The 18,455-nt window shown below is 71.4% G+C and carries 19 protein-coding genes; 9 read left to right on the top strand and 10 right to left on the bottom strand.

Annotation, left to right across the window (positions count from 1 at the left end; translation table 11 throughout):
- Positions 1-108: 108 nt before the first annotated feature.
- From ACZ7L7_RS23955 to ACZ7L7_RS23930, 6 genes are all read right to left on the bottom strand, one after another.
- Positions 109-732 carry a TetR/AcrR family transcriptional regulator gene (locus ACZ7L7_RS23955; RefSeq protein WP_285510712.1) on the bottom strand — a complete coding sequence of 208 codons (624 nt, stop codon included), beginning with the start codon at positions 730-732 and terminating at the stop codon, positions 109-111.
- Positions 733-824: 92 nt separating this feature from the next.
- Complete coding sequence (locus tag ACZ7L7_RS23950) at positions 825-1,505, bottom strand: DUF4166 domain-containing protein (RefSeq protein WP_285510064.1); 681 nt, start codon at positions 1,503-1,505, stop codon at positions 825-827.
- 173 nt (positions 1,506-1,678) lie between these two features.
- Entirely contained in the window at positions 1,679-1,804 is a 126-nt protein-coding gene (locus tag ACZ7L7_RS23945; protein ID WP_285510065.1) for a hypothetical protein, read from the bottom strand.
- On the bottom strand, positions 1,801-2,562 hold the full coding sequence (locus tag ACZ7L7_RS23940) for a hypothetical protein (RefSeq protein WP_472077060.1): 762 nt from the start codon (positions 2,560-2,562) through the stop codon (positions 1,801-1,803). Before ACZ7L7_RS23940 ends, ACZ7L7_RS23945 begins: the two co-directional genes overlap by 4 nt.
- Before the next feature lie 195 nt (positions 2,563-2,757).
- Entirely contained in the window at positions 2,758-3,057 is a 300-nt protein-coding gene (locus ACZ7L7_RS23935) for an MTH1187 family thiamine-binding protein (protein ID WP_285510067.1), read from the bottom strand.
- Positions 3,054-3,401, bottom strand: a complete 348-nt coding sequence (locus ACZ7L7_RS23930; RefSeq protein ID WP_285510068.1) for a DUF3817 domain-containing protein — start codon at positions 3,399-3,401, stop codon at positions 3,054-3,056. Before ACZ7L7_RS23930 ends, ACZ7L7_RS23935 begins: the two co-directional genes overlap by 4 nt.
- A gap of 219 nt (positions 3,402-3,620) precedes the next feature.
- Between ACZ7L7_RS23930 and ACZ7L7_RS23925 the strand changes: the two genes are divergently transcribed.
- The 4 genes from ACZ7L7_RS23925 (at position 3,621) to ACZ7L7_RS23910 (ending at position 6,268) form a co-directional block, all read left to right on the top strand.
- Positions 3,621-4,253, top strand: coding sequence for an AIM24 family protein (locus ACZ7L7_RS23925; RefSeq protein WP_285510713.1), 633 nt, complete (start codon positions 3,621-3,623; stop codon positions 4,251-4,253).
- Between the two features lies 1 nt (position 4,254).
- Complete coding sequence (locus ACZ7L7_RS23920) at positions 4,255-4,905, top strand: AIM24 family protein (protein WP_285510069.1); 651 nt, start codon at positions 4,255-4,257, stop codon at positions 4,903-4,905.
- Positions 4,902-5,696 carry an AIM24 family protein gene (locus ACZ7L7_RS23915; RefSeq protein WP_285510070.1) on the top strand — a complete coding sequence of 265 codons (795 nt, stop codon included), beginning with the start codon at positions 4,902-4,904 and terminating at the stop codon, positions 5,694-5,696. Before ACZ7L7_RS23920 ends, ACZ7L7_RS23915 begins: the two co-directional genes overlap by 4 nt.
- Before the next feature lie 95 nt (positions 5,697-5,791).
- On the top strand, positions 5,792-6,268 hold the full coding sequence (locus ACZ7L7_RS23910) for a MarR family winged helix-turn-helix transcriptional regulator (RefSeq protein ID WP_285510071.1): 477 nt from the start codon (positions 5,792-5,794) through the stop codon (positions 6,266-6,268).
- 12 nt (positions 6,269-6,280) lie between these two features.
- On the opposite strand, the gene ACZ7L7_RS23905 is transcribed toward ACZ7L7_RS23910, so the two are convergent.
- On the bottom strand, positions 6,281-7,711 hold the full coding sequence (locus tag ACZ7L7_RS23905) for a sensor histidine kinase (protein WP_471427633.1): 1,431 nt from the start codon (positions 7,709-7,711) through the stop codon (positions 6,281-6,283).
- Positions 7,708-8,370 (bottom strand): response regulator transcription factor, encoded by a 663-nt coding sequence (locus tag ACZ7L7_RS23900; RefSeq protein ID WP_285435659.1) that lies wholly within the window; start codon positions 8,368-8,370, stop codon positions 7,708-7,710. The genes ACZ7L7_RS23905 and ACZ7L7_RS23900 overlap by 4 nt, the downstream gene beginning before the upstream one ends.
- Before the next feature lie 114 nt (positions 8,371-8,484).
- Here ACZ7L7_RS23900 and ACZ7L7_RS23895 point away from each other — a divergent pair, with 114 nt between their 5' ends.
- Complete coding sequence (locus ACZ7L7_RS23895) at positions 8,485-9,102, top strand: PepSY domain-containing protein (RefSeq protein ID WP_285510073.1); 618 nt, start codon at positions 8,485-8,487, stop codon at positions 9,100-9,102.
- 344 nt (positions 9,103-9,446) lie between these two features.
- On the opposite strand, the gene meaB is transcribed toward ACZ7L7_RS23895, so the two are convergent.
- Positions 9,447-10,403: a methylmalonyl Co-A mutase-associated GTPase MeaB gene (gene meaB / locus ACZ7L7_RS23890; protein WP_453605838.1), complete on the bottom strand. Its 957-nt coding sequence runs from the start codon at positions 10,401-10,403 to the stop codon at positions 9,447-9,449.
- Positions 10,404-10,433: 30 nt separating this feature from the next.
- Entirely contained in the window at positions 10,434-11,636 is a 1,203-nt protein-coding gene (locus tag ACZ7L7_RS23885) for an acetyl-CoA C-acetyltransferase (protein WP_472077057.1), read from the bottom strand.
- Between the two features lie 148 nt (positions 11,637-11,784).
- On the opposite strand from ACZ7L7_RS23885, the gene mce reads away from it, so the two are divergent.
- From mce to ACZ7L7_RS23865, 4 genes are all read left to right on the top strand, one after another.
- Positions 11,785-12,225 (top strand): methylmalonyl-CoA epimerase, encoded by a 441-nt coding sequence (gene mce, locus ACZ7L7_RS23880; protein ID WP_086563263.1) that lies wholly within the window; start codon positions 11,785-11,787, stop codon positions 12,223-12,225.
- Between the two features lie 211 nt (positions 12,226-12,436).
- Positions 12,437-16,285, top strand: coding sequence for a polarized growth protein Scy (gene scy / locus ACZ7L7_RS23875; protein WP_472077055.1), 3,849 nt, complete (start codon positions 12,437-12,439; stop codon positions 16,283-16,285).
- Positions 16,286-16,468: 183 nt separating this feature from the next.
- Positions 16,469-17,404, top strand: a complete 936-nt coding sequence (locus ACZ7L7_RS23870) for a coiled-coil domain-containing protein (protein WP_285510077.1) — start codon at positions 16,469-16,471, stop codon at positions 17,402-17,404.
- A gap of 86 nt (positions 17,405-17,490) precedes the next feature.
- Entirely contained in the window at positions 17,491-18,453 is a 963-nt protein-coding gene (locus ACZ7L7_RS23865) for an ABC transporter ATP-binding protein (RefSeq protein WP_285510078.1), read from the top strand.
- The last annotated feature ends 2 nt before the right edge of the window (positions 18,454-18,455 follow it).

The raw sequence follows: 18,455 nt of genomic DNA, 5'->3' as shown, positions 1-18,455 counted from the left end.
AGTGATCGAGGAGTCATCGACGATCGCGTCGATACCCATACACAAGTGGACATTTGTGGGCGTGTCGAACTGGGGGCGTCCAGGTGGGTGCCCGTGGGTGGCGGTCCGTCAGCGCCGGGAGCGCCTCAGGTGATGACGCACCGCCCGCTGGGCCACGGGGCCGAGGTCGTCCAGCGCGGCCACGAGCCGGCCGAGCTGTTCGAGGGCGTCGAGGGCCGCACCGGCGCCCTGCGCGTCGACCCCTTCGTACAGTTCGATTCCTACGAAGGAGGCCGCCACCGCGCGGGCGAGGCCGGGCGCGTCGACGAACTCACCGAACGGGGCACCGGCCAGCACCCGGGTGAGGACCTGCTCGATCTCGGTGATCCACAGGTCGAGGCCGGCGGCCGTGGCGGGGGCGAGGCCGGGGTGGGTCTGGGCGCCGGCCAGGAGCTGGCCGAGCAGCGAGACATAGCCGGTGGCCTTCTCCTCCTCGTGGATCTCCCGGCCGACGGCGAGCAGTTCGGTCAGCGAGGCGATGCCCGCGAAACGGTCGCGGTAGCGGGCGACGCGCTGTTCGGCGCCGTACCGGCAGGCCGCGGCGAGCAGGTCGGTCAGCGAGCCGAAGTGGTAGAAGACCAGCGCCTGGTTGACCCCGGCGGCGGAGGCCACCGCCCGCGCGGAGGTCTTGGCGATCCCCTGCTCGGTCAGCGTCCGCAGCGCGCCCTCAAGCAGCTTGGTCTTGGTCTCCAGCGCCTTCGCGGTCTCCGTCGCCTTCGCGGTCTCCGCCGCCCTTGGGGTCTCCGCCGGCCTTGGGGTCTCCGCCGACTTCGGGGTCTCCGCGCTCACGCCCGCGCCTCCTCGCGTACCGGCCGCAGCCCGGGCCGCACACCGCAGCGCCGGACGTCGGTGTACTCGGCCCGGAAGGACCCCTCGTACCCGAAGAGCGGCCCGAAGTACCGGTTAACCACGCGCACCTGAATACGGAACCGTCCCGCGGCGTCGTCGTACGACTCCCGCACCTCGGCCGCGGCCCCGATCAGCTCGGGCACCCGCACATCCACCACACCCTCCCGGAACCGGTGCTCCCCGGACCGGATCAGCAGCGACCCGTCGGGCTCGGCCCGCAGGAACAGATCGGTGGCGAGGTGCTGATGGGTGCCGAGGTAGTCGAGCACCCGGTCGCCCCGGGGACTCAGCACCATCTGGGCATCGAACCGCCGGGCCCTCCCGGGCAGATCAAAGGTACGCACAAAACTCACCGTCTCACGCCCGAAGGAGTCGACGTACGGCACGTTCTCGATCACGAACGGCACACGGCGCCCTTCGCGGGGCACGAGGATGTTCCGCGTACCCCCGAGGGCCAGGAAGGGCTTCACAACGGCCCCGCCGTGCCAGATCCGGTCCATGACCCCACGCCCGGTACAGGCCTCCCCGCTCGCGAGCCCGACGGAGAACCGGCGCTGCAGCTCGGGGTGGAGGCGGCGGAAGTCGGGGCCCATGGCGGTACGGAAGATGGAAGTCATCGGGGTCTCCGAGGTGGGAAGGCGTACGGGCATCTGGGCCGACGCTCGGGCGGACCGGTGCGGGTCCGCCCGACCGGGGCGGTGCGGGAGGCTTCGGGTACGGACGGCCGCAGCCGGCGTCCGGGCCGGTACGGAGCAGGGTGGTCATCGAGGCCTCGGACGCGTCCGCGAAGTCACGTCGTCCGCCCGGAGGGCGGGCCGGGCCCGCCGCTCGCCGGGCCGATGCCGAGGGCGGCGCCCGGCCTGCGGCGGAGGCCGCCGGGATCGGCACCCGGCACGGCACGGGTCGCCACCGTCACCGCGGGTTCTCCAGGGTCCGGAGCAGCCGCGGCGCCCGTGTGCTCGTCGGCGGCTGGCGCAGGCAGCGGCGGGCCGCCGGGGTCGTGGGCAGGGGGGACTTGAACAGGGCCGCGCAGACCGCGGCCGCCAGCAGCAGGGGGCACAGGTACGCCGCCGAGGCCGCGAAGGGGCCGAGCAGGAGAAGTACGGACTCCAGACCCAGTCCCGTGCAGGCGAAGGCGATGACGAGAGCGCGGACGGTCAGTTCCGCCAGCCAGTTGCGGCGGGCCCGTTCCGGGGTGATGCCGTGCTCCAGCCACAGGCGCAGGCGGTCGAAGGACCAGGCCGTCGCCCAGCCCATGAGCGGGCGGAACAGCAGGCGGTCGGCGAGCGCGCCGAGGGAGCCCCAGCGGGGGCGGTAGTCGTAGCCGGTGAGGAAGCGGACGCCGTCGCCGTCGGGGATGTAGCGCCAGTAGCCGCTGCCCTCGGCGAGCAGCGAGAGGGGGTGCGGGGAGGAGAAGCGCAGGGCGGAGGTGCGGGTGCCGTCGGGGCGTTCCCTCTCCCCGGCCGAGACCCCGGTCCCGGCGACCGTGAGGAAGGGCAGCACGCGCGTGGCGTACCGGAAGCGCTGCGGCTCGCCCTCCTCGCGCGGGAGGTAGTCGATCTCGGTGAAGCGCAGGTCCCAGCGCTGGTGCTCGGACGGCTCCTGGGTACGGGCCCACAGAGCGTCGAGGTCGGCGCGGATCCGCGCCTCGATGTACAGGCCGGAACGGCCCATGCGATCCCCCAGGTCAGCGTGTGATTTGAGCGAGTGCTCAAACCTTCTGACGCGGAAACGTACACGCTTTTGAGCGAGTGCTCAAGACCGAGTTGAGCAAGTGCTCAAGGTAGTTTTGAGCGAGCGCTCAAAATCGCGGCACGAGAAAACCCCGGCCCGCGCGGGGGCCGGGGTTCCGGCGAGGAAGGGCGGCGGCTACTCGCCGGCCAGGTACCGCTCCACCGTCTCCACCTTGGAGGTCAGCCCGTCGGTCACACCGGGCCGGATGTCCGCCTTGAGCACGAGGGAGACGCGCGGGGCGCGCGCCTCCACGGCGGCGACGGCGCGCTTGACGACGTCCATCACCTCGTCCCAGCTCTCGCCCTCGATCGAGGTGAACATCGCGTCGGTGCGGTGCGGCAGACCGGACTCGCGCACCACCCGGACGGCGTCGGCGACGTACTCCCCCACGTCCTCGCCGACGCCGAGCGGCGTCACGGAGAAGGCGACGATCACGACGCCTTCACCACGCCCTCCTGACGGGCACGGGAGGCGATGACCGCGTCCTCGGCCTCGCGCCGCAGCCTGCGGTCGGCGAAGAAGCCGCCGGTGGGCAGGACGGAGAGGACGAAGTACAGCGCGGCGGTCCCCAGCGGCCACTTCGCCCGGTTCCAGGCGTCCGCCCAGAAGATCACGTACAGGACGAACAGGAAGCCGTGGATGCCGCCCATCACGGGCACCGCGTTGAAGTCCGTGGTGCGCTTGAGCACCGAGCAGACCAGCAGCAGGAGGAAGGACACCGCCTCGGGCGTGGAGACGAGACGGAGGCGGCGGAGGGCGGTGGCGGTCTTGATGTCCACGGATCACCTTCGGTGGGAGAGACGTCGGAGTTTGTGAACGCGAGCACAAACGTTCGTCCATTGTGGCAAACCTGCGGGCCCCCTCCGGCCCGGGGGTGGGGGTGCGCCACCCCGTCCGTTGTCCGGTCCGTCGCCCCTTAAGGGCACATTCCGGGTCGATCTCCGGCTTCGGGCCCTACCCCCGGCCCGTCGGCGGCGGCTACCGTCACCTGCGTGGCGATGTTCCGACTTCAGGGCAGCAAGGTGCTCGCCGTCGAGATGACCGGGGACGCCGTGAAGGCGAAGAACGGCTCGATGGTGGCGTACGACGGACAAATGGCGTTCAAGAAGCTCAGCGGCGGCGGTGAGGGCATCCGGGGGATGGTGACCCGGCGCCTGACCGGTGAGCAGATGACGGTGATGGAGGTGAAGGGGCACGGGACCTGCTGGTTCGCGGACCGCGCGTCCGAGATCAACCTCGTCGGCCTCCAGGGCGACACCCTCTACGTCGAGTCGAGCAACCTGCTCGCGACCGACGGCGGCCTGCGCACGGGCACGACCTTCACGGGGCTGCGCGGCGCCTCGCAGGGCAACGGCCTGTTCACCACGACCGTCGAGGGGCACGGCCAGGCGGCGATCACCTCGGACGGCCCGGCGGTCGTGCTCCGGGTCAGTGCCCAGTACCCGCTGACCGTGGACCCGGGGGCGTACATCGCCCACCAGGGCAATCTGCGGCAGTCCTTCCAGTCGGGTGTGACCTTCCGCACACTGATGGGCGAGGGCGGCGGCGAGGCCTTCCAGATCCGCTTCGAGGGCGACGGCCTGGTCTACGTACAGCCGAGCGAGCGCAACACGATCGCGGGGGACCTCTGACATGGCCTTGCGTGAGATCAACTCCAAGATGGTCGAGGCCACGGTCATGCCCGGGCAGCGGCTGTTCAGTCAGCGCGGCGCGATGCTCGCCTACAAGGGCGAGGTGTCCTTCACCCCGAACATGACCGGCGGCCAGGGCGGGCTGATGTCCATGATCGGCCGCCGGGTCGCGGGCGAGGCGACCCCGCTGATGACCGTCGAGGGCAGCGGCACCGTCCTGTTCGGGCACGGCGGCCACCACGTCCAGGTGATCCAGCTCACGGGCGACACCCTCTACGTCGAGGCGGACCGTCTGCTGGCCTTCGAGGGCACCCTGGAGCAGGGCACGATGTTCCTGGGCTCCCAGGGCGGTGTGATGGGCATGGTGCGCGGCCAGGTCACCGGCCAGGGCCTGTTCACCACCACCCTCAAGGGGCACGGCGCGGTCGCCGTGATGGCGCACGGCGGCGTGCTGGAGCTGCCCATCACCCCGCAGCGCCCGGTCCATGTCGACCCCCAGGCCTATGTCGCCCACCACGGCGACGTCCGCAACAAGCTGTCGACGGCGCTGGGCTGGCGGGACATGGTGGGCCGGGGTTCGGGCGAGGCGTTCCAGCTGGAGCTCAGCGGCAGCGGCGCGGTGTACGTCCAGGCATCGGAGGAGAAGCTGTGAGCCACTACCCGGGGGCGGGGCCCGTGATCCACGACCCGATGACCCTGCCGTCCGACGACAACGTCGACAGCTACACCTTCTGCGTGGAACTGAAGGGAAACCAGTGGTTTCTCCAGAAGGGCAAGATGATCGCCTACTACGGCTCGATCGAGTTCAACGGGATCGGCCACGGACGGCTGGAGCGGCTCGTCCGCACGTCCTTCCATTCACCACTGCACGCGAGCGACTGGGTCGTCGCCGAGGGCTCGGGGAAGATGCTCCTCGCAGATCGGGCCTTCGATGTGAACTCCTACGACCTCGACGAGGGCAACCTGACCATTCGCTCAGGCAACCTGCTCGCTTTTCAGCCAAGTCTGTCGCTCAAGCAATCGATCGTGCCGGGTTTTCTGACCCTCATCGGAACCGGGAAGTTCGTGGCCGCATCTAACGGTCCGGTGGTGTTCATGGAACCCCCGATCCGGGTGGATCCGCAGGCGCTCGTCGGCTGGGCCGACTGCCCCTCCCCGTGCCATCACTACGACTACGGTTATATGACCGGCCTGATGGGCGGTCTACGTGCGATGACGGGCCTCGGCGGGGCCTCCGGGGAGGAGCACCAGTTCGAGTTCGTGGGAGCCGGAACGGTGCTCCTGCAGTCCTCGGAAGCCCTCATGGCCGAGCAGCCGACGGGGACCGTCCCGCACCAGGCGGGAGTGCCCGGAAGTGGAGCCTCCACAGGTGGCTCACAGCAAGGCGGCGCACCGCGCCTTCCCGGACAGCTGGGAGACCTCCAGCGTCGCTTCGGGCTGTGAGCGGTAGTCTGCGGAGTGTGACGACTTCGAACGCGTGCGCAGTGTCACACCGCCCACACTAGTTCGCTTTTCAACATTTTAGGTAGACTTCATTTATGGAGACCGAGACGGCCACGCGCTGGCTGACCGATGCGGAGCAGTGCGCCTGGCGCACCCACCTGGAGGTCAACAGGCTGTTGACGTACCAGCTCGAAAGGGACCTCCAGCCGTTCGGCCTGACCATGAACGACTACGAGATCCTGGTGAACCTCTCCGAATCGGAGGGCGTGCGGATGCGGATGAGTGATCTCGCCTCCGCCACCTTGCAGTCCAAGAGCCGCCTCTCCCACCAGATCACCCGGATGGAGAACGCGAACCTGGTCCGGCGCGAGAACTGCGAGTCGGACCGGCGCGGGCTCTACGCCGTCCTCACCGAGCACGGCATGGAGACGATGAAGAAGGTCGCCCCGCACCACGTGGCCTCGGTGCGCCGGCACTTCATCGACCTGCTGTCGCCGGAGGCGCTGGTGGAGCTGGACAAGGCCCTCAAGCCCATCGCGGAGCACCTGCGCGGGCAACGCGGGCGGCCCTGACCCACCCGAGACTCAGACGGCCGGCAGACGGAGTTCGAACAGGGCTCCGCCCGCCGGTCCGTCGCCCACGGTGAGGCCGCCGCCGTGCCGCTGGGCGACATCCCGGGCGATGGCCAGGCCCAGACCGGCACCGCCGTCGTCCCGGCTGCGGGCCTCGTCCAGCCGTACGAACCGCTCGAAGATCCGCTCCCGGTCCGCCACGGGCACCCCGTCCCCGTCGTCGGAGACCTGGAGGACGGCCGAGCCCCCCTCCCGGCGGGTCGTCACGACCACGGCCGAGCGGGCGTGCCGGGCCGCGTTGTCCAGCAGGTTGGCGAGCACTCTCGCCAACTGCCCCCGCGATCCGGCCACTTCCACCGGCCCGTCGGCCACCACGCTCACCCCGGCCCGCCCCGCGGACTCCTCGATCGCGAGCTCCGCCAGGTCCACCCGCCCGTCGGCGGGCCGCTCCCCCGCGTCCAGCCGGGCGAGCAGCAGCAGGTCGGCGGCCAGGTGCTGGAGCCGTACGGTGTCCTCCACCGCCCCGCCCAGATCCAGCAGTTCGGGGTGGGCGGCGGCCACTTCGAGCTGGGTGCGCAGGGAGGCGATCGGGCTGCGCAGCTCGTGGGAGGCGTCGGCGACGAAGCGCCGCTGGCGCTCCACCGAGGACTCCAGCGCGGCCAGCGTCTCGTTGGTCGTACGGGCCAGGCGGGCCACCTCGTCATGGGTATCGGGCTCGGGAACGCGCCGGGTGAGGTCCTCGGAGGCGGTGATCTCCGCCATCTCGCGCCGGATGTCCTCCACCGGACGCAGGGCGCGCCGGGTGACCAGCCAGGTCACCCCCGCGACGACCCCGATCAGCAGCGGGAAGCCGACCAGCATGGCGGTGGTCGCGGTGTCCACCGCGCTCTGCTCGGCGTCCAGCGAGCCACCGGCGGTGACGGTGAACCGGCCCCGGTCCCCGGCGTCGACCTCCACCGCGGCGAACCGGTAGTCCTCGGTGTGCCCGTCGACGGTGGCGGAGCCCTCGGTGAAGTCGGTTTCCGAATCGATCTCCCCCGGCTCCAGGGACGCCCCGTCGTCCCGGTCGTCGTCATCGTCGCCGTCGTCGTCGCCGTCGGTGCGGCTGGGGCTGGGGCTGGGCGCGGGCCGGGGCGTGACGGCGTCCGTCCCGGTCCCGCTGATCCGCTCCAGCCCCTCGCTCGCGGCGACCAGGGTCCCGTCCTTGTCGACGACCTGGACCGGCGTCTCGTCGTCCAGGTCCAGATCGCCGTACGCCCGTCCACCGGCGAGTTCGGCCGCGACGGACCGCGCCACGCGCTCCGCCTCGGTCCCCGCCCGCTCGACCAGATTGGACCGCAGGGACAGCAGGACGGCCGCGCCCGCCGCCAGCAGGGCCACCGCGACGACGACCGTGGCGGCCAGGGCCGCCCGCGCCCGTACCGAGCCGAACAGGCGTCTCATCGGCCCGCCTCCAGCCGGTATCCGGCGCCGCGGACGGTACGGATGAGCCCGGGGCGGAGCTTGCGGCGCAGGGCGCTGATGTAGACCTCGACGATGTTGGGGTCGCCGTCGTAGGCGAAGTCCCAGACGTGCTCCAGGATCCGCGCCTTGGACACGACCTCCCCGGGCCGGGTGACCAGCTGCTCCAGTACGGCGAACTCCTTGGCGGTGAGCGCGACCTCGTCCTCGCCCAGGTGAACCCGGCGGGCGGCGGTGTCGACCTTCAGGTCCCCGTGCACGAGCACCGGGGAGGGACCGGGACCGCGCCGCCGCAGCAGCGCCTTCACGCGGGCCACCAGGACCACGTAGGAGAACGGCTTGGTCAGGTAGTCGTCGGCGCCGGTGTCCAGCCCCTCGGCCTCGTCGTACTCGCCGTCCTTGGCGGTGAGCATCAGGATCGGCACGTCGTGGCCGGCGGCGCGCAGGGCGGCGCACACGCGGTAGCCGTTCATGCCCGGCAGCATGATGTCCAGGATCACCAGGTCGTACGGCGTCTCGGTGGCCCGGTGCAGCCCCTCGCGGCCGTCGTGCACGACGTCCACGGCGTACCCCTCGGCCGTCAGCCCCCTGGCGAGCGACAGGGCCAGCCGCTTCTCGTCCTCCACGATCAACAGGCGCATGCGTACAGCGTCGCAAAGCGAACCTGAAGACTCCTTCAGGGTCCTTCAGCTTCTCCTCAGCGTCAGCGGGCGACAGTTGTTCACGTCGAACCGAACGACTCGGGAGGAAACACCATGAAGCGCAACATCGTCATCGCCACCGTCGCCGTCGCGGCACTCGTCGGAGGCGGTGCCTTCGCGGCCTCCGCATCCGGTGACGACGACAGCGCGCCGGTGCGGGGGAAGACGAACGTGCAGACGGTCGCGGACGACCGGGACGACCGGGACGACCTGGACGACCGCGATGATCGGGACAACCGTGACGACGACAGCCGGGACGGCACCCTCCGTACGGCGGAGGTGACGGCCGCGGATGCCGTGGCGGCGGCCCTGAAGCACACACCGGGTACGGCGGTCTCCGTCGACCTGGAGGACGACGGCGCCGACCACTGGAAGGTGGACGTGGTGAAGTCGGACGGCACGGAGTACGAGGTCCGGGTCGCGCCGGACACCGGCAAGGCCCTCGGCGCGCAGCGCGACGACGACAGCGACGGCCGCGAGGAGCTGGCCGCGCTGCGCGGGACCGCGGTGACGGCCGAGGAGGCGGCTCGGGCGGCCGCCGCCAAGGGCACGGTGGTCGAGGTCGACCTCGACGACGACGGGCCGGCGGTGTGGTCGGTGGAGACGACGCAGGGCGAGTGGACGGTGGACGCGAAGACGTCGACGGTGACGCAGGAGCGGGACGACGACTGACCTGGAGATCGCCCCCGCCGCCCCTGCCCATCCCCGTCCTCCAGGGGGCTCTGCCCCCTGGACCCCCGCTCCTCAAACGCCGGAGAGGCTGATTCAGCCCGTCCGGCGTTTGAGTAAGGGGCAGGGCCTGATTTCAGCCCGTCCGGCGTTTGAGGACGAGGCCCGTCCAGGGCCGAAACGGGGGTCTGGGGGCTGAGCCCCCAAGTACGGGTAAGGGGCAGGGGCCGATTTCAGCCCGTCCGGCGTTTGAGGACGAGGCCCGTCCAGGGCCGAAACGGGGGTCTGGGGGCGAAAGCCCCCAGGTACGGGACGGGTAGGGGCGGCGGGGGCGAAAAAGGAACCCCCTACGACCGCGTCAGGCCCTCCACCAGTTCGTCCGCCGCGCGGTACGGATCCAGCTCCCCCGCCACGATCCGCTCCGCCAGCGCACTGAGGCGACGATCCCCGTGCAGGTCCCCGATCCGCTCCCGCAGCGCGGTCACCGCGATCGTCTCGACCTCCCGAGCGGCACGGGAACGGCGCCGCTCGGCCAGCACCCCTCGCTCCTCCATCCACGCCCGGTGCTTCTCCAGCGCCTCCACGACCTCGTCGACGCCTTCCGAACGCGCGGCGACGGTCTTCACGATCGGCGGCCGCCAGTCCCCGGGCCCCCGGGCCTCCCCCAGCCCGAGCATGTGGTTCAGCTCGCGAGCGGTGGCGTCCGCCCCGTCCCGGTCGGCCTTGTTGACGACGTACACGTCGCCGATCTCCAGGATTCCGGCCTTCGCCGCCTGAATCCCGTCCCCCATCCCCGGCGCCAGCAGCACCACGGACGTGTCCGCCTGCGAGGCGATCTCCACCTCCGACTGCCCGACCCCGACCGTCTCCACAAGGATCACGTCGCAGCCGGCCGCGTCCAGCACCCGGATCGCCTGCGGCGCCGCCCACGCCAGCCCCCCGAGGTGACCCCGGGTCGCCATCGAGCGGATGTAGACGCCGGGGTCGGAGGCGTGGTCCGACATCCGCACCCGGTCACCGAGCAGCGCACCGCCGGAGAAGGGGGAGGAGGGGTCTACGGCGAGGACACCGACCCGCTTTCCCTGTTTGCGATAGGCAGTGACCAGGGCGGACGTGGAGGTCGACTTGCCCACCCCGGGCGAGCCCGTCAGACCCACCACATACGCCCCGCCGGTCAGCGGCGCGAGCGCCGCCATGACCTCCCTGAGCTGCGGGGACGCCCCCTCCACCAGGGAGATCAACCGGGCCACGGCGCGCGGCCTGCCCTCCCTGGCCTGGGCCACCAGCGTGGAGACGTCCTGCATCACAGCTCCGTTCACTCAAGGAAAGACAGGTCAGGCCTTGGGGACCCGCACGATCAGCGCGTCACCCTGACCGCCGCCGCCGCACAGCGCGGCCGCGCCCGCCCCGCCGCCCCGCCGCTTCAGCTCCAGCGCCAGGTGCAGCACCAGCCGGGCACCCGACATGCCGATGGGGTGACCCAGGGCGATGGCGCCGCCGTTGACGTTCACCTTTTCCGTGGACACCCCGAGGTCCTTCATTGACTGGACCGCGACGGCCGCGAACGCCTCGTTGATCTCGATCAGGTCGAGGTCCGAGACCTCCAGGCCCTCCTTCTTCAGGGCGTGCAGGATGGCGTTCGACGGCTGGGACTGCAGCGAGTTGTCCGGGCCCGCCACATTGCCGTGGGCGCCGATCTCGGCGATCCACTCCAGACCCAGCTCCTGCGCCTTGGCCTTGCTCATCACCACGACCGCGGCGGCGCCGTCGGAGATCTGCGAGGAGGTGCCGGCCGTGATCGTGCCGTCCTTGGCGAACGCCGGGCGCAGCTTGCCCAGCGACTCCACGGTGGTCTCGGCGCGGATGCCCTCGTCCTTGCTGAAGAGGATCGGGTCGCCCTTGCGCTGCGGGATCTCGACCGGGGTGATCTCGGCCTCGAAGACGCCGTTCTTCTGTGCGGCGGCGGCCCGCTGGTGGGAGAGCGCGGCGATCTCGTCCTGCTCCGGACGGCCGATGCCGAGGCGCGTGTTGTGCTTCTCGGTGGACTCGCCCATGGCGATGCCCTCGAAGGAGTCGGTGAGGCCGTCGTGGGCCATCGCGTCGAGCATCTCGATCGCACCGTACTTGAAGCCCTCGCGGGACTTCGGCAGCAGGTGCGGGGCGTTGGTCATGGACTCCTGGCCACCGGCGACGATCACGTCGAACTCACCGGCGCGGATCAGCTGGTCGGCGAGCGCGATGGCGTCGAGGCCGGAGAGACAGACCTTGTTGATCGTCAGCGCCGGGACGTTCATCGGGATGCCGGCCTTGACGGCGGCCTGGCGGGCCGGGATCTGACCGGCGCCGGCCTGGAGGACCTGCCCCATGATCACGTACTGCACCTGGTCGCCCCCGATCCCCGCACGGTCGAGGGCGGCCTTGATCGCGAAGCCGCCGAGGTCGGCTCCGGAGAAGGTCTTCAGCGAGCCCAGCAACCGTCCCATGGGCGTACGGGCGCCCGCGACGATCACCGAGGTAGTGCCGTTCGTTCCAGACATGAGGTGCGATCCCCTTCCAGCTTGCACAGCCGAGGAGTGAACGAGGGTTTACTTCGAATGTACTGAGTGGCACTCCGTGCCGTCACCGGGCTGTCGGTGTGATCGCTGGCACGTTGCGTTACCACCTCGGGAGCGCTGCACTAACACCATGCTGACGCGAATCGACCACATCGGGATCGCCTGCTTCGACCTCGACAAGACTGTCGAGTTCTACCGGGCCACCTACGGCTTCGAGGTGTTCCACTCCGAGGTCAACGAAGAGCAGGGGGTCCGTGAGGCCATGCTCAAGATCAACGATACGTCCGACGGCGGGGCGTCGTACCTGCAGCTCCTGGAGCCGACCCGGGAGGACTCCACCGTCGCCAAGTGGCTCGCCAAGAACGGCGAGGGCGTCCACCACATCGCCTTCGGCACCGCCGACGTCGACGCGGACGCGGCCGACATCAAGGACAAGGGCGTCCGGGTCCTGTACGAAGAGCCGCGACGCGGCTCCATGGGGTCACGGATCACCTTCCTGCACCCCAAGGATTGCCACGGCGTACTGACAGAACTGGTCACTTCGGCGCCCGTTGAGTCACCTGAGCACTGACCCTCGTACATAGGGGCCGGTAGGGTTGGGGTCGGTCGTCGCCTCTTCGGCGTTCGATCGCGGGCCGGGGTCCAGGTTTCGGGGGACGAGCGTCGGGGCAGCAGCCCATGCTCCGTCGTTGATCTGACACCATTCCCCGGGGGCCCCGTTCGGCGGATGGACGGAGCTCGTATGGAGAGACTTGCGACCAGGGGACGGATGGGACCGCGCAGTGCGGGGCTACGAACGCCAGGAGCGAGAGCCGGCGGCTGACGTCGACCACCTCTCTCGGTTCGAGGCCGAGATGGATCGGCTGAAGACCGAGCGGGAAAAGGCGATCCAGCACGCCGAGGACCTCGGCTACCAGGTCGAGGTGCTGCGCGCCAAGCTGCACGAGGCGCGGCGCACCATCATGTCCCGTCCCGACTTCGGCGGCGGTGACATCGGCTACCAGGCCGAGCAGTTGCTGCGGAACGCGCAGATGCAGGCCGACCAGCTGCGCCAGGACGCCGAGCGCGAGCTGAGCCAGGCCCGGGCGCAGACGCAGCGCATCCTCCAGGAGCACGCCGAGCAGGCCGCGCGCCTCCAGGCGGAGCTGCACCAGGAGGCCGTCACCCGCCGCCAGCAGCTCGACCAGGAGCTCGCCGAGCGCCGCCAGACCGTCGAGTCGCACGTCAACGAGAACGTCGCCTGGGCCGAGCAGCTGCGCGCCCGCAGCGAGTCCCAGGCCCGCCGTCTGCTGGAGGAGTCCCGCGCGGAGGCCGAGCAGGCCATGGCGGCGGCCCGCGCGGAGGCCGAGCGGCTCACCGCCGAGGCCCGCCAGCGCCTGCAGAGCGAGGCGGAGGCCGCCCGCGCGGAGGCCGAGCAGTTGCTGCGCCGCGCCCGCGCGGACGCCGAGCGGCTGCTGAACGCCGCCTCCACCCAGGCCCAGGAGGCCACCGACCACGCCGAGCAGCTGCGCAACTCCACCGTCAGCGAGTCGGACGCGGCCCGCCGCCAGGCCAGTGAGCTGAGCCGGGCCGCCGAGCAGCGGATGACGGAGGCCGAGGAGACGCTGCGCAAGGCGCAGTCGGAGGCGGAGAAGGTCCTCGCCGAGGCCAAGGAGGCCGCGGCCAAGGCGCTCAGCAGCGCCGAGTCCGCCAATGAGCAGCGCACCCGCACCGCCAAGGAGCAGGTCGCCCGGCTGGTCAGCGAGGCCACCAAGGAGGCCGAGGCCACCAAGGCGGAGGCCGAGCAGATCGTCGCGGACGCCCGCGCGGAGGCCGAGAAGGTCCTGGCGGAGGCCGCCGAGAAGGCCCGTACGCTCACCGCCGAGGAAAGCGCGACCCAGCTGTCGAAGGCGGCCAAGACCGCCGAGGACGTCCTCAACAAGGCGCAGGAGGACGCGCAGAAGACCACCAAGGCCGCCGCCGAGGAGGCCGAGCGGATCCGCCGCGAGGCGGAGGCCGAGGCGGACCGGCTGCGCGCCGAGGCGCACGACATCGCCGAGCAGCTCAAGGGCGCCGCGAAGGACGACACCAAGGAGTACCGGGCCAAGACGGTCGAGCTCCAGGAGGAGGCGCGGCGGCTGCGCGGCGAGGCCGAGCAGTTGCGCGCCGACGCGGTCGCCGAGGGCGAGAAGATCCGCGCGGAGGCCCGCAAGGAGGCCGTCCAGCAGATCGAGGAGGCGGCCAAGACCGCCGAGGAGCTGCTGTCCAAGGCGAAGGCGGACGCCGACGAACTGCGCCAGACCGCCACCACCGACAGCGAGAAGGTCCGCACCGAGGCCATCGAGCGCGCCACCACGCTGCGCCGGCAGGCCGAGGACGTCCTGGAGCGCACCCGCAAGGAGGCCGAGCGCCACCGCGAGGAGGCGGTCGAGCAGGCCGACGGCATCCGGGCCGAGGCCGAGCGGGCCGCGCGCGAACTGCGCGAGGAGACCGAGCAGGCCATAGAGGCCCGCCGGGTGGAGGCCGCCGAGGAGCTGACCCGGCTCCAGACGGAGGCCGAGCAGCGGCTGACGGCCGCCGAGCAGGCGCTGACCGACGCCCGGGAGGAGGCCGCGCGGATCCGCCGCGAGGCCGCCGAGGAGAGCGAGCGGCTGCGCACCGAGGCCGCCGACCGGATCCGCGCCCTGCTGCAGCAGGCCGAGGAGGAGGCGGAGCGGCTGCGCACCGAGGCCGCCTCCGACGCCTCCGCCTCCCGCGCGGAGGGCGAGGCCGTCGCCGTACGCCTGCGTTCGGAGGCCGCGGCCGAGGCGGAGCGGCTGAAGTCGGAGGCGCAGGACAGCGCCGACCGGGTACGGGCCGAGGCGCAGGCCGCCGCCGAGCGGCTGGCGACCGAGGCGTCCGAGACGCTGGCCGCCGCCCAGGAGGAGGCCGTCAGGCGCCGCCGGGAGGCCGAGGAGACGCTAGGTTCCGCGCGCCAGGAGGCCGACCAGGAGCGGGAGCGGGCCCGCGAGCAGAGCGAGGAACTGCTGGCCTCCGCCCGCAACCGGGTGGAGGAGGCGCAGGCCGAGGCGGTCCGGCTGGTCGAGGAGGCCGACCGGCGCGCCACCGAGATGGTCTCCGCCGCCGAGCAGCACGCCCAGCAGGTGCGCGACTCGGTGGCCGGGCTGCACGAGCAGGCCCAGGACGAGATCCAGGGGCTGCGCAGCGCCGCCGAGCACGTCGCCGAGCGCACCCGGCGCGAGGCCGAGGAGGAGGCGGACCGGGTCCGCGCCGACGCCTACGCCGAGCGGGAGCGGGCCTCCCAGGACGCGAGCCGGATCCGGCGCGAGGCGTCCGAGGAGTCGGAGGCCGCCAAGGCGCTGGCCGAGCGCACCGTGTCGGAGGCGATCGCGGAGGCGGACCGGCTGCGTTCGGACGCCGCCGAGCACGCCCAGCGGGTCCGTACCGAGGCCTCGGACGCCCTCGCCGAGGCCGACCAGGCGGCGGCGCGCACCCGGGCGGACGCCCGCGAGGACGCCAACCGCATCCGTTCGGACGCTGCGGCGCAGGCCGACACCCTGATCACCGAGGCGCGCAAGGAGGCCGAACGGCTCACCACCGAGACGGCCGAGGAGGCCGAGCGGGTCCGCGCCGAGTCGGTCGCCAACGCCGAGCGGCTGCTGTCGGAGGCCACCGGGGACGCGGAGCGGCTGCGCGCCGAGGCCGCCGAGACGGTGGGTTCCGCGCAGCAGCACGCCGAGCGGGTCCGCACCGAGTCGGAGCGGGTGAAGGCTCAGGCGCTGGCGGAGGCCGAGCGGGTCACGACGGCCGCCCGCGAGGAGGCCGAGCGGCTGCTGGACGAGGCCCGCAAGGACGCCAACAAGCGGCGCTCGGAGGCGGCGGAGCAGGTCGACAAACTCATCACGGAGACCACCGCCGAGGCCGACAAGCTGCTCACCGAGGCGCAGACGCAGGCGCTGAAGACGACGGCGGACGCCGAGGGCCAGGCCGACACCATGGTGGGCGCCGCCCGCAAGGAGGCCGAGCGGCTGGTCGCGGAGGCGACGGTCGAGGGCAACTCGCTGGTGGAGAAGGCCCGTACGGACGCCGACGAGCTGCTGGTCGGGGCGCGCCGGGACGCCACCGCCATAAGGGAGCGGGCGGAGGAGCTGCGCGACCGCATCACCAGCGAGATCGAGGAGCTGCACGAGCGGGCCCGCCGCGAGGCCGCGGAGACCATGAAGTCGACCGGCGACCGCTGCGACGCGCTCATCAAGGCCGCCGAGGAGCAGCTGGCCAAGGCCCAGGCGAAGGCGAAGGAGCTGGTCTCGGAGGCCAACTCCGAGGCGGGCAAGGTCCGTATCGCCGCGGTGAAGAAGGCCGAGGGCCTGCTGAAGGAGGCCGAGCAGAAGAAGAGCTCGCTCATCAAGGAGGCCGAGGAGCTGCGCGCCGAGGCGATCCGCGAGGCGAAGCGGACGGTCGAGGAGGGCAAGCGCGAGCTGGAGGTGCTGGTGCGCCGCCGGGAGGACATCAACGCCGAGATCTCCCGGGTCCAGGACGTGCTGGAGGCGCTGGAGTCCTTCGAGGCGCCGGGCGCCGGCAAGGACGGCGGCGTCAAGGCCGGTGCGACGATCGGCGCCCCACGATCGGGTGGCAAGTCGTCGGAGAGCTAGCCAAGCGATGCGATTCGGGTGTCGGCTGGGGCCTTTGACCTACTTTTTGGCAAGCCGTCCGACGGTTAGCCACTCAAAAGGGGTGTCATTCTCCAGATCAAACACGTATCCGCTCGATGACACACCGCTTCGGCCCCTAGGATTCCACCTATCACCTCACCGGTCTCATTCGACAGGAACCCCATGAGCGACACTTCCCCCTACGGCTTCGAGCTTGTGCGGCGTGGATACGACCGCGCTCAGGTGGACGAACGAATCTCCAAGCTCGTCTCCGACCGTGACAGCGCTCTCGCCCGCATCACCGCTCTGGAAAAGCGCATCGAGGAGCTCCACCTCGAAACGCAGAACGCCCAGGCCCAGGTGACCGACGCCGAACCGTCGTACGCCGGGCTCGGCGCCCGCGTCGAGAAGATCCTGCGTCTCGCCGAGGAAGAGGCCAAGGATCTGCGCGAGGAGGCCCGGCGCGCCGCGGAGCAGCACCGCGAGCTGGCGGAGTCGGCGGCCCAGCAGGTCCGCAACGACGCAGAATCGTTCGCGGCGGAGCGCAAGGCCAAGGCCGAGGACGAGGGCGTCCGGATCGTCGAGAAGGCCAAGAGCGACGCCTCCCAGCTGCGCGCCGAGGCGCAGAAGGACGCGCAGTCCAAGCGCGAGGAGGCGGACGCCCTCTTCGAGGAGACCCGCGCCAAGGCCGCCCAGGCCGCCGCCGACTTCGAGACCAACCTCGCCAAGCGCCGCGAGCAGTCCGAGCGCGACCTGGCCTCGCGTCAGCAGAAGGCCGAGAAGCGTCTCGCGGAGATCGAGCACCGCGCCGAGCAGCTCCGCCTGGAGGCGGAGAAGCTGCGCACGGACGCCGAGCGCCGCGCCCGCCAGACGGTGGAGACCGCCCAGCGCCAGGCCGAGGACATCGTGGCCGACGCCAACGCCAAGGCCGACCGCATCCGTTCGGAATCCGAGCGTGAGCTGGCCGCGCTGACCAACCGCCGCGACTCGATCAACGCCCAGCTGACCAACGTGCGCGAGATGCTGGCGACCCTCACCGGTGCCGCGGTGGCCGCGGCCGGTACCCCGGCCGAGGACGAGCCGATCTCCCGCGGGGTTCCCGCGCAGCAGACCCGGTAACAGCGCTCCGGCGCCCTGTCGCCAACGGGACAAGGCCTTCTGCCACTGCGGTGGCAGGGGGCTTTGTCCCGTTTTAGCGTGTGCGCATGATCGAGCTTGAGGGGCTGACCAAGCGGTACGGCGACAAGGTGGCGGTCAACAACCTCACCTTCACCGTCAGACCCGGGATCGTCACCGGGTTCCTCGGCCCCAACGGCGCGGGCAAGTCCACCACGATGCGCATGATGCTGGGCCTGGACCGTCCGACGGCCGGTGACGTCCGTATCGACGGCAAGCACTACGACCATCTGAAGGACCCGCTGAAGTACATCGGGGCGCTGCTGGACGCGAAGGCCATGCACGGCGGGCGCAGCGCCTTCAACCATCTGCTGTGCCTCGCGCAGAGCAACGGCATCCCGCGGGCGCGGGTGCACGAGGTCCTGGACACGGTGGGTCTGACCCCGGTGGCCCGGAAGAAGGCCAAGGGCTTCTCGCTCGGCATGGGCCAGCGGCTCGGCATCGCGGGGGCGCTGCTGGGCGATCCGCGGATCCTGATGTTCGACGAGCCGGTCAACGGGCTCGACCCCGAGGGCATCCACTGGATCCGCAATCTGATGAAATCGCTGGCCGCGCAGGGCCGGACGGTGTTCGTCTCCTCCCACCTGATGAGCGAGATGGCGCTGACCGCCGACCATCTCGTCGTCATCGGCCAGGGGCGGCTGCTCGCCGACACCTCCATGGCCGACTTCATCGCGCAGAACTCCCGCTCCTACGTCCGTATCCGCACCCCGCACGAGGACCGGCTGGCCGAGGTGCTGAAGCAGAACGGGATGACGGTCGTACGGACGGCGGCCGGAACGCTGGAAGTGGACGGCGGCAAGTCCGAGCGGATCGGTGAGCTGGCCGCGCAGCACCAGGTCGTGCTGCACGAGCTGAGCCCGCAGCAGGCGTCCCTGGAGGAGGCGTTCATGCAGCTGACGGCGGAGTCGGTGGAGTACCACGCGCATTCCGAGGCACCGCCCGAACAGCCGCCGCAGGGGTGGGGACAGAGCTGGCGGAAGGAGGGCTGAGC

It is taken from the genome of Streptomyces sp. NPDC110618, from assembly GCF_055657065.1.
Note: the sequence above shows the minus strand (reverse complement) of the source record. Positions and strands in the feature narration are given on the sequence as shown.

What these genes read in the sequence shown, in the direction of transcription:
- ACZ7L7_RS23950 (WP_285510064.1), bottom strand. Translation starts at nt 1,505, where the DNA reads ATGACTTCCATCTTCCGTACCGCCATGGGCCCCGACTTCCGCCGCCTC.
- ACZ7L7_RS23940 (WP_472077060.1), bottom strand. Translation starts at nt 2,562, where the DNA reads ATGGGCCGTTCCGGCCTGTACATCGAGGCGCGGATCCGCGCCGACCTC.
- ACZ7L7_RS23925 (WP_285510713.1), top strand. Translation starts at nt 3,621, where the DNA reads ATGTTCCGACTTCAGGGCAGCAAGGTGCTCGCCGTCGAGATGACCGGG.
- ACZ7L7_RS23920 (WP_285510069.1), top strand. Translation starts at nt 4,255, where the DNA reads ATGGCCTTGCGTGAGATCAACTCCAAGATGGTCGAGGCCACGGTCATG.
- ACZ7L7_RS23910 (WP_285510071.1), top strand. Translation starts at nt 5,792, where the DNA reads ATGGAGACCGAGACGGCCACGCGCTGGCTGACCGATGCGGAGCAGTGC.
- ACZ7L7_RS23905 (WP_471427633.1), bottom strand. Translation starts at nt 7,711, where the DNA reads ATGAGACGCCTGTTCGGCTCGGTACGGGCGCGGGCGGCCCTGGCCGCC.
- ACZ7L7_RS23900 (WP_285435659.1), bottom strand. Translation starts at nt 8,370, where the DNA reads ATGCGCCTGTTGATCGTGGAGGACGAGAAGCGGCTGGCCCTGTCGCTC.
- ACZ7L7_RS23895 (WP_285510073.1), top strand. Translation starts at nt 8,485, where the DNA reads ATGAAGCGCAACATCGTCATCGCCACCGTCGCCGTCGCGGCACTCGTC.
- meaB (WP_453605838.1), bottom strand. Translation starts at nt 10,403, where the DNA reads ATGCAGGACGTCTCCACGCTGGTGGCCCAGGCCAGGGAGGGCAGGCCG.
- ACZ7L7_RS23885 (WP_472077057.1), bottom strand. Translation starts at nt 11,636, where the DNA reads ATGTCTGGAACGAACGGCACTACCTCGGTGATCGTCGCGGGCGCCCGT.
- mce (WP_086563263.1), top strand. Translation starts at nt 11,785, where the DNA reads ATGCTGACGCGAATCGACCACATCGGGATCGCCTGCTTCGACCTCGAC.
- ACZ7L7_RS23870 (WP_285510077.1), top strand. Translation starts at nt 16,469, where the DNA reads ATGAGCGACACTTCCCCCTACGGCTTCGAGCTTGTGCGGCGTGGATAC.
- ACZ7L7_RS23865 (WP_285510078.1), top strand. Translation starts at nt 17,491, where the DNA reads ATGATCGAGCTTGAGGGGCTGACCAAGCGGTACGGCGACAAGGTGGCG.